This window comes from Corallococcus llansteffanensis, from assembly GCF_003612055.1.
GTDB classification, from domain to species: domain Bacteria; phylum Myxococcota; class Myxococcia; order Myxococcales; family Myxococcaceae; genus Corallococcus; species Corallococcus llansteffanensis.
This window is the reverse complement of sequence record NZ_RAWB01000397.1, coordinates 1-9263: the sequence shown is the minus strand read 5'-3', so window position 1 is coordinate 9263 and position 9263 is coordinate 1. Positions and strand designations below refer to the sequence as shown.

Below are 9263 nucleotides of genomic sequence, written 5' to 3'. Positions count from 1 at the left end.
CTCCAGGGCGGCGAGGCGCGAGGGCCCATCGGGTTCCTGGGCGAGGCGGGCGCGGGCGGCGGCGAGCTCGTCCGGGGGAAGCTCTCCCAGGGCGATGCGCTCCAGCAGCCAGTCCGGGGTGTGGTGGGGGGACGTCATGCGGCCTCCAGCTCCTGCAGGACAGCGGACAGGGCCCGCAGGCGCTTGCGCACCCCGGACACGGACAGGCCCACCTCGCGGGCGGTCTCCTCCAGCGTCATGCCGTCCACCAGGTGGAGCACGGCGATGTCGCGGCTGGAGGCGGGCACCCGGCCGAAGAGGCGATCCAACAGGCCCCGGGCGGCGGTGCGGGCCTCCAGGTCTCCGGAGGCGGCGATGCGCAGCACGATTTCGTCATCCCGGTCCTCCGGGCGCCGCTTCGTGCCGCGAAGGCGGTTGAGGCACACGCGGGTGGCAATCTGGTGCAGCAGGCTGGACGGCGCGGTGTCCTTGAGGGCGGCCTGGTAGCGCAAGAGCTGCACGAACACGTCATGCATCGCGTCCACGGCCTGCTCCTCGTCGCGCAGCAGGAAGCGGCAGCGCCGGAGCACCTGGGGGCCGTAGCGTTCGTAGTAGGCCTCCACATCGACGGACACAGCGCTCGCCTCCTGGTCGGACCAGGGAAACACCGGTGCCCTGAAAGTCTGTCACCGGCATTCTTCCGAAGCGGCGTCCCTACCCTTTTTCCCTCCGGTCCGGCCACCCCACCCCGGGATGGAACCAGGGGGGGAGCACACCCACCCACCCTGGCATTCACCGTCCGGAAGGGGGCGGCCCGGCGTCCAGGGCCCCGGTGGGGATGCCGCCGTCCGTCGGGAGCGCGCCCATCGCAGGAGGCACGAGCACGGTCTGCACCCCACCATCCGGCAGCATCACGCCCCGCAGGTCGTCATCCGCGTCCACGCCATCCACGACGCGCCGGAGGATGTGGCCGTCCGCGCGAAGGGCGTACTTCGCCCCGGAATCGAGCGACGGGAACCGTCGACCACACGCGGACGGATCCTCGTCCACGTAGACGAAGAGGAGGCCGTCCTGCCGGAGGACCCGGTACGTATGGGACTCGGGCCGGCTGTCACAGGACGTCGCCGCGCTCCCCATGGGGAACAGGTCCCGCGAGACGATCAGCAGCGCGCGAAGCGTCTCGCCATCCAGCACGACGGGGGCATCGGATGCGCCGGCCTGGATGACGTCGGCGCTCGTGGGCACGGGAAAGCGGACGGTCCGGTCGTCGAGGACCGGTGCCGAAAGAGGCTCGGGCCTCCGGGCGCACCCCAGCAGTCCCAGCACCAGTGCGACCGTTCTCAGCGACATGAACCACCCTCGCATGCAGCCTTCCTACCGCGCATCCAGACGATAGGTCCGCCCATCGAGCCAGGTCACGATGCCGTGGGACTCCTGCTTCCACCGCTCTCCCGTGCGCGTCCACAGCATCATCTCCCGGGTGGCCGGAACGTATTGGTAGAAGCCGTCGCACGTGGGAGCGCTCGCATCCCGTGACCGGGAGAAGAACGCGATGATGGAGAGGCGGATGTTGCCTTTTCGTGTCAGCACCTCCCAGTCGTGGACGCTGGCCATCGCCTCGATGAAGCGCAGATCCCCTGCGGACAGGCGCGTCCCGAACGGGTGGTTGTGCAGCGCGAAGATCTGCTTGAGGCTGCCGGGCGCGTAGCGCGGATCATCGACGAAGGCGGGCAGCGCGCAGCTCCTCATGCCGCGCACCGAGTCTCCCGGCCGGGATGAGTCCGACAACATGCTCATTTCGTAACGTCCGTCAGGCGTGGCGTAGAGCCAGGCGCAGTACTCCGTGGCCGCGCGAAGGGCGACCTCCGGCTGCGTCTCCTGCAGGTGGACCACCGTGGCATTGGGCTTGGAGAGGATGAGCGGACAGGCCGCCGTCAGCGCGTCAGCCGCGAGGGCGTAGGGCCCGAAATTCCGCAGGGGCCCAGGGATATGCTCCGGCGACGCGTCAGGACCGGGGCGCCAGACCCCTTCCACCCGAGGAGGAGCCGAACATCCCGTCAGCGCCACCAGCCAGAGCAGCACCATCCGCCTGCACCAGGAAGAGCAGCAAGACATTCATCCTTGTACTCCCTTGCCTGGCGGGGATGTGCCCCCTCCGGATCTCTTGGCCCAGCAAGCAGAAAGACGGGCGCTCATTTCCGATGTCCGCCAAGTGTCGGCTTCCTGATGCGAGCAGGGGACCCAGGGTGTAACGAATGCAGGTTCCCTCCTACCCTGCCCCGTTCTCAGGCGAATCTGACCCCCGTGATCCACGCGACCCCTGTCATTTCCACGCTGAGGGAGCGGTACCTGGCGGCCCAGCTCTCCGGGAACCGGCAGGACGCCCTCAAGCTCCTGGTGGACGAAGGACTGCTCTGCGGGGTGCCACTGCAGGACCTGCACCTGGAGGTCATCCAGGCGGCGCAGTACGAGATCGGCCGGCTCTGGCAGGAGAACCGTATCTCCGTGGCCCAGGAGCACATGGCCACCGCCATCTCCCAGTACGTGCTGGCCCACCTGTACCGCCACCTGCCCCGCGACCCGTCCAACGGCAAGGTCGTGATGATGGCGTGCGTGGAGGGCGAGCTGCACGAAGTGGGCGCGCGCATGGCCAGCGACTTCCTGGAGATGGCCGGCTTCGACGTGCGCTTCATCGGCGCCAACGTCCCCGCGGACCACCTGGCCCGGCTGGTGCGCGAGTCGCCCCCGGACCTGCTGGCCCTCTCCGTCACCATGCCCTTCCACCTGCCCCAGGTGCGCGAGGCCGTGCGCAAGGTGCGCGACGCCGCCCCGTCCCTGCCCATCGCCGTGGGAGGGCTCGCGTTCGAATGGGGCCCCGTCCTGCACGAGGAGCTGGACGTGTCCTTCTTCGGCAGGAGCGCGCGCGAGCTGGTCTCCTCCGCCTGCCGCACCCTGGGAGTCTGAACCCCTATGCAGCCCGTCAGCCGCGAAGTGGAGGCCCGGACCGCTGCCCTGGCGTCCGCCTCCGTCCAGGCCCTGTACGCCGACCCCTTCTGGGAGGCCCGCTACGGCGCCCAGCGCGCCCGCCGCTTCGGCGACGAGGACGCGGTCTTCCACCTGCGCTACCTCGTCCAGGCGCTCGACTCCCAGCGCCCCGCCCTCTTGGAGGAGTACGCGCGCTGGCTGCGCACCCTGCTCTTCACACGCGGCATGTGCACCCTCCACCTCGACCAGCACTTCGAGGGGCTCGCCCACGCCCTCCAGGCGGAGGGCTTCGGCCCGGACACCCTTCCCCACATCTACGTCCAGTCCGCCCGCGAGGCCCTGCGACATGTCGGGGGCCCGGCCCAGCGCCTGGAAGCAGCCACGCCCGCCCTCGTCCAGGACGTGGTCCGGCGGGTGGGAGGCGAGCTCACGCCTGAAAATCGCCTCCGCCTGGAACAAGAGACGCGCCTTCACCTGTCCTATCTGGCGGACGCGCTCGCCCTGGACCGCGCGGACCTGTGGGAGGCCCACCTTCACTGGTACGTGGGCTTCTGGCCCCGCAGGGGCCTGGAGCCTCTGACGTTTCCCCACCTCCTGGGCGCCCTGAAGGCAGCCTTGGGACCCGAGCACGCGGAGGCACGGACGTTGCTCGCGCGTGCGCCCGTTTCATGGGAGGAGCTTCACTCATGATGCAACTGGATGACCGCGCCCCAGGGATCTTCGAATCCCTCAGCCGCGAGCTGGCGCTGGCCTGTGATGCGCAGGGAACGGTTATCTGGCGCGACGAGCGCGCCGCGCGCCTGCTGGGCGTCAAGCCGGGGCAGAGCCTGCGGAGCCTCGCCAGCGCCGGCAGCGAGAGCAAGGTGGAGAAGCTGCTCGTGCAGGCGCAGGACGAGGCGGTGGACGGTTGGGAGCTCATCCTCCTGCACGACCAGAAGCCCACCACCTTCGCCTTCCGCGCCCGGCCGCACGAGGGCGGTGTGGCCCTGGTGGGCAGCCTGGTGCCGGAGGACTACGGCAATGCGCTGTCGCAGGTGAGCACCACCCTGGGAGAGCTGTCCGCGCTGCACCGGGAGACGGAGCGCCAGCAGTACGAACTGAAGCGCCGCGCGGAGGAGCTGTCGCGCCTCAACAAGGAGTTGGAGGAGTCCAACAGGGGCGTGCGGAGCCTGCACGCCGCCCTGGACGAGAAGGCGGAGAGCCTCCAGCGCGCCTCTGAAATCAAGAGCCGCGTGGTGGCCAACGTCAGCCACGAGTTCCGCACGCCCCTGCACTCCATCCTCGGGCTGTCCAAGGTGCTGCTCAACCCGCTCAACGGCAGCCTCGCGCCGGAGCAGGAGAAGCAGGTCCAGTTCATCCGCAGCTCCGCCGAGTCCCTCTTCGAGCTGGTCAACGACCTGCTCGACTTGTCCAAGGTGGAGTCGGGCAAGACGCTGCTGCGCCACAGCCGCTTCGTGGTGTCCGACTTCCTGAGCGCGCTGCGCGGCATGACCCGGCCGCTGCTCCCGCCGGACTCCAAGGTGGCCCTCAACTTCGAAGGGCCTGGCGAGCCCATGGAGATGGAGACGGACGAAGCCAAGCTCAGCCAGGTGGTGCGCAACCTGGTCTCCAACGCGGTGAAGTTCACCGAAGCGGGCTCCGTCACCGTGACGGTGGCCCCCGGCCCCCACGACACGGTGGTGTTCACCGTGACGGACACGGGCATCGGCATCGCGCCGGAGAACCACGAGCGCGTCTTCGAGGAGTTCATCCAGGTGGACAGCCACCTGCAGCGCCGCGTGAAGGGCACCGGCCTGGGCCTGCCGCTGGCGCGCAAGCTGACGGAGCTGTTGGGCGGCACCCTCTCCGTGAGGAGCGCGCTGGGCGAAGGCGCCACCTTCCTCGTCACCCTGCCGCGCATCCACGCGGAGGTCTCGGAGATGACGGGCCTCGCGCAGCGCAGCCAGTCGCTGGACCCGACGCGCGCGCCGGTGCTGGTGCTGGAGGACGACCGCCAGACGCTCTTCCTCTACGAGAAGTACCTGGCGCGCTCCGGCTTCCAGGTGCTGCCCGTGCGCACGGTGGAGGACGCGCGCAAGGTGATGCAGCGCGTGCGTCCGGCCGCCATGGTGCTGGACGTGATGCTGGAGGGCGAAACGAGCTGGAACTTCCTCGCGGAGATGAAGAACGGCGAGCAGACGCGCGACATCCCCATCCTCGTCGTCACCGTGACGGACCGCGAGCAGAAGGCGCGCGCCCTGGGGGCGGACGAGTTCTGGCTCAAGCCGGTGGACGAGGTGCGCCTGCAGAAGAAGCTGTCGTCCCTGGCGCGCACCGGGCCGGTGGAGCGGCTGCTCATCATCGACGACGACGATGTGCACCGCTACCTGCTCAAGCAACTGCTCAAGGACACGCCCTACCAGTTGATGGAGGCCGCTGGCGGCCGTGAGGGCGTGCGGCTGGCGCGCGAGCGCTCCCCGCACCTCATCTTCCTGGACTTCGTGCTGCCGGACATCACCGCCTTCGACGTGCTGGACGAGCTGAAGGCGGACCCGCGCACGCGCGACATCCCCATCATCCTGCACACGTCCCACCAGCTCCAGGAGTCGGAGCGTCAGCGCCTGTCGCGTGAGACGTCCGCCATCCTCGCCAAGCACACGCTCAGCCGCGAGGTGGCCATCACGCGCATCCGCGACGCGCTGACCAAGGCGGGCCTGGGCACGCGGGACCTGCGGGAGGTCAACCCTCGTGGCTGAACAGCGCCTGGCCACCGTCCTCAATGTGAATGACGACGATGCCAACCGGTATCTCGTCAACCGCATCCTGGAGATGTCCGGCTACCACGTGCTGGAGGCCGCCACCGGCATGGCGGCGCTCCTCATGGCGGAGAAGCACCGCCCGGACGTCATCGTCCTGGACGTGAAGCTGCCGGACATCAGCGGCTATGAGGTCTGCGCCCGGCTGCGCTCCAACGCGTCCACGGCCTCCATCGCCGTGATGCACACGTCCGCGACGTTCGTCACGCCGGACAAGAAGGTGCAGGGCCTGGAGGGCGGCGCGGACGCGTACCTCACCCAGCCCTATGAGCCGTCGGAGCTCATCGCCACGGTGCGCTCGCTCTTGCGCCTGCGCCACGCGGAGCAGCAGGCGCGCCTGCGCACGGATCAGCTCATCGAGATGGACCGGCGCAAGGACGAGTTCCTCGCCATGCTGGGCCACGAGCTGCGCAACCCCCTGGCCGCCATCATGACCTCCATTGGCATCCTGGAGCGCAAGGGCACCGCGGACACCCGGGAGGCGCGGATGCACGGCATCATCCAGCGCCAGACGCACCACCTGGCGCGGCTGGTGGATGACCTGCTGGACGTCAGCCGCATCACCCGCGGCAAGGTGGAGCTGCGCAAGGAGCCGCTGGACCTGGTGGAGAGCTTCCAGCAGGTGCTCTCCATCCTACGTCCGCGCGTGGAGGGCCGCGGCCTGAAGCTGGAGGTCCGCCTGCCGCGCACGCCCCTGTGGATGGAGGCGGACGCCACGCGGCTGGAGCAGGTCTTCACCAACCTGTTGGACAACGCGGCCAAGTACACGGACCAGGGCACCGTCACGGTGGACCTGTTCCAGGAGGGCGTGGACGGTGACGCGCAGGCGGTGCTCCGGGTGAAGGACACCGGCATCGGCATCCCTCCGGAGAAGCTGCCCGGCGTCTTCGACCTCTTCTCCCAGGTGGACACGTCCCTGGAGCGCTCTCGCGGGGGCCTGGGCATCGGGCTCACGCTGGTGCGCACGCTGGTGCGGATGCACGGCGGCAGCGTGGAGGCGACGAGCGAGGGCTACGGGGCGGGCAGCGAGTTCGTGGTGAAGCTGCCCCTGCTGCCTCCGGAGCGCGTCCCCCGGCTCGCGGGCGCCAACGTCGTGGACACGCGGCGGGCGCGGCGCATCCTCGTGGTGGAGGACAACGCGGACGCGCGCCAGTCCATGCGCGACCTGCTGGAGCTGTGGGGCCACCAGGTGGCGGTGGCGCAGGACGGCGTGCAGGGCGTGGCGCTGGCCCTGGAGCACGCGCCGGACCTGGCGCTGGTGAACATCGGGTTGCCCGGGGTGGACGGCTACCAGGTGGCGGCCGCGCTGCGCGCCGGGGTGGGGCAGCACCTGCGCCTGGTGGCGCTCACCGGCCATGACGAACCGGGGGCCTACGAGCAGGCCCTGAAGGCCGGGTTCGACCTGCACCTCACCAAGCCGGTGCGGCCCGCCGACCTGGACCGCGTCCTGTCGAATCTCTGAAGAAGGCCGGAAGAAGGGCGGTCAGCGCGACGCCTACCGCCGCGTCAGCGCATTGGCCACCAGGCCCAGCAGCTTCACCTGGGCGGGGTCCAGCTGACGCACGCTGCGCAGCAGCCGGCGCACTTCCGGGCGCTCGGGCGTGGGCGGAGGGGCTTCGTTGGCGCGCGACGCGGGAGCGCCCTGCGACGCCAGGCCCAGCAGCTCATCCGCGGAGACGTGCAGCTCGTGGCACAGCTTCAGCAGGGTCTGGACGCTGGGGAGCATGCCGCCTCGCTCCAGGCGCCCATACACCTCCGTGGCCACGTCGATCCGCTCGGCCACGTCGGCCTGCGTCAGCTCCATGCGGCCCCGGGCGACCCGTGCGGATGCTCCGATGGTGGTTGCGAGTTTCTTGTCCATGCCTTTGCTTGCCGACCCGAAACGTTCGGTCGACGGCATAGGACGTATAGAGGCAGACAGACAGAACTTGCCGGGTCAGCCTCCCATTGTTCACCCATAGGGTCGCTGCGCGGGAGGTGGACTTTCGGAGTCCGGGCAAGCCCGACACCCGGGCCGCTTCTGAGACGGAGCGCCCTCGGAGAATGCCCCGCTTCGGGTCCATCCACACGCTTTTTCGAGCTTGGAGGGAGGTGACCCAGGACGTTGGAGCCGCCATTTCCTACGGTGTTCCGGCGTCCTGCCGCCCCTGCCACCCTTCCGGGTTGGCTCATGTTTTCACGACCTGTCACCGACACGGCCCTCCGGGGCTAGCGCGCGGAGGCCACCGTGCTGAGCTCCACGGTGCCCACGGCCCGGGCCAGCTCCGCGCGGGAGGTGGCCAGCGCATACGTCGCCTGCACCTGCTGGGCGGCGGCGTTGGTGAAGGCCACCTGCGCGTCGCTGACCTCGATGATGTTGCCCACGCCCGCGCGGTAGCGCCCCTCGGCCAGCCGCAGCCGCTCGCGGGCGTTCACCTGCGCCTCGTCCGCGGCGGTGAGCGCCTCGCGGTTGGCCACGACGGCCAGCCGGGCCTGCTCCACCTGGAGCCGCACCTGCTGCCGCAGCGCGTCCTTCTGCGCCTCGATGTCGCGCAGGTTGGCGTTGGCCTCGCGCGTCTGCGCGTTGACGAGCCCGCCCTGGAACAGCGCCCAGCTCAGCGACAGCCCGCCGGACGCGCTCAGCGTCGCGCCGTTGAAGGGGTTCTCTCCCACGTCGGACACGTTGCCCGTGGCGCTGAGGCTGGGCCAGTGGCCGCCCTTCGTCACCTTCACCTGGAGCTCCTGCGCGCGCACCTGCCGCTCGCGCGCGGCGACGTCCGGACGGGACTCCAGCGCTCGCAGCACCAGCGCGTCCAGCGCCTCGTCCTCGCCCGCGAGGGCCGCCACCGTCACGTCCTGCACGGTGTAGTCGGAGGACGTCTCCACGCCCATGGTCTGGTTGAGCTGCGCCTTGGCGGTGGCGTAGGCGTTCTGCGCGCGGATGAGCTGCACCTGCGCGTTGGCCTTCGCCGTGCGCTGCTGGAGCAGGTCGATTTCAGGACGGGTCCCCACCTGCACGGACGCGTTCACCTGCCCCAGCCGGGCCTCCTCGCTCTGGAGCGTCTCGCGCGCCACGCCCAGCAGGGCCTTCTGCGTGAGGACGTTGAAGTACGCGGTGCGCACATCGCGCAGCACGTCCTGGAGCACCTGCTGCTGGGAGTTCTCCTGCGCGCCCGCGCTCTCCTTCGACGCGTTGTAGCGCCCGGACGTGCGGCCGAAGTCGTAGAGGAGCTGGTTGGCGCTGACACCGCCGCTGAAGCGCCGCGTGGAGTTGGACACCACGCCGGTGGGACTGCCCGGCACGGCCTGGATGACGTCCCGGTTGCTCGTGCCCACCGTGTAGCTGGCGTTGGCGTTCACCTGGGGCAGGAAGCTGGAGAAGGACTGGTCCACCCGCGCCCGGGCCGCGTCCGTGCCGGCCTGCGCCGAGCGCAGCGTGGGCTGGTGCTCGCGCGCCGCGGCTTCGGCTTGCGCCAGGGAGATGACGCGCCCCTCGGAGGCCGCCACCGTCAGGGACTGCTGCAC

At 70.1% G+C, this 9263-nt stretch carries 9 protein-coding genes and 1 pseudogene; 4 read left to right on the top strand and 6 right to left on the bottom strand.

Annotated features, from left to right (window positions below; translation table 11 throughout):
- From D7V93_RS46915 to D7V93_RS29625, 4 genes and pseudogenes are all read right to left on the bottom strand, one after another.
- Nucleotides 1-138: pseudogene (locus D7V93_RS46915) on the bottom strand (ActD-like protein); the annotation flags it as partial.
- On the bottom strand, nt 135-614 hold the full coding sequence (locus tag D7V93_RS29635) for an RNA polymerase sigma factor (RefSeq protein ID WP_120646584.1): 480 nt from the start codon (nt 612-614) through the stop codon (nt 135-137). The pseudogene D7V93_RS46915 and the gene D7V93_RS29635, both read right to left, overlap by 4 nt.
- 157 nt (nt 615-771) lie before the next feature.
- Nucleotides 772-1329, bottom strand: coding sequence for a hypothetical protein (locus D7V93_RS29630; protein ID WP_147451395.1), 558 nt, complete (start codon nt 1327-1329; stop codon nt 772-774).
- A gap of 24 nt (nt 1330-1353) precedes the next feature.
- Entirely contained in the window at nt 1354-2064 is a 711-nt protein-coding gene (locus tag D7V93_RS29625; protein ID WP_244237589.1) for a hypothetical protein, read from the bottom strand.
- Nucleotides 2065-2283: 219 nt separating this feature from the next.
- Here D7V93_RS29625 and D7V93_RS29620 point away from each other — a divergent pair, with 219 nt between their 5' ends.
- The 4 genes from D7V93_RS29620 to D7V93_RS29605 are packed head-to-tail and all read left to right on the top strand — an operon-like array spanning nt 2284 to nt 7221.
- Nucleotides 2284-2943, top strand: coding sequence for a cobalamin B12-binding domain-containing protein (locus D7V93_RS29620; RefSeq protein WP_244237588.1), 660 nt, complete (start codon nt 2284-2286; stop codon nt 2941-2943).
- 6 nt (nt 2944-2949) lie between these two features.
- Nucleotides 2950-3654: a hypothetical protein gene (locus tag D7V93_RS29615; protein ID WP_120646581.1), complete on the top strand. Its 705-nt coding sequence runs from the start codon at nt 2950-2952 to the stop codon at nt 3652-3654.
- Nucleotides 3651-5699: a hybrid sensor histidine kinase/response regulator gene (locus tag D7V93_RS29610; RefSeq protein ID WP_120646580.1), complete on the top strand. Its 2049-nt coding sequence runs from the start codon at nt 3651-3653 to the stop codon at nt 5697-5699. Before D7V93_RS29615 ends, D7V93_RS29610 begins: the two co-directional genes overlap by 4 nt.
- On the top strand, nt 5692-7221 hold the full coding sequence (locus tag D7V93_RS29605; RefSeq protein WP_120646579.1) for an ATP-binding response regulator: 1530 nt from the start codon (nt 5692-5694) through the stop codon (nt 7219-7221). Before D7V93_RS29610 ends, D7V93_RS29605 begins: the two co-directional genes overlap by 8 nt.
- Before the next feature lie 33 nt (nt 7222-7254).
- Here D7V93_RS29605 and D7V93_RS29600 read toward each other — a convergent pair whose 3' ends face one another.
- Nucleotides 7255-7620, bottom strand: a complete 366-nt coding sequence (locus D7V93_RS29600; RefSeq protein ID WP_120646578.1) for a helix-turn-helix transcriptional regulator — start codon at nt 7618-7620, stop codon at nt 7255-7257.
- Nucleotides 7621-7967: 347 nt separating this feature from the next.
- A partial coding sequence (locus D7V93_RS29595) for a TolC family protein (protein WP_147451394.1) occupies nt 7968-9263 on the bottom strand: 1296 nt, incomplete at its 5' end.

What these genes read in the sequence shown, in the direction of transcription:
- D7V93_RS29630 (WP_147451395.1), bottom strand. Translation starts at nt 1,329, where the DNA reads ATGTCGCTGAGAACGGTCGCACTGGTGCTGGGACTGCTGGGGTGCGCC.
- D7V93_RS29625 (WP_244237589.1), bottom strand. Translation starts at nt 2,064, where the DNA reads ATGGTGCTGCTCTGGCTGGTGGCGCTGACGGGATGTTCGGCTCCTCCT.
- D7V93_RS29615 (WP_120646581.1), top strand. Translation starts at nt 2,950, where the DNA reads ATGCAGCCCGTCAGCCGCGAAGTGGAGGCCCGGACCGCTGCCCTGGCG.
- D7V93_RS29610 (WP_120646580.1), top strand. Translation starts at nt 3,651, where the DNA reads ATGATGCAACTGGATGACCGCGCCCCAGGGATCTTCGAATCCCTCAGC.
- D7V93_RS29600 (WP_120646578.1), bottom strand. Translation starts at nt 7,620, where the DNA reads ATGGACAAGAAACTCGCAACCACCATCGGAGCATCCGCACGGGTCGCC.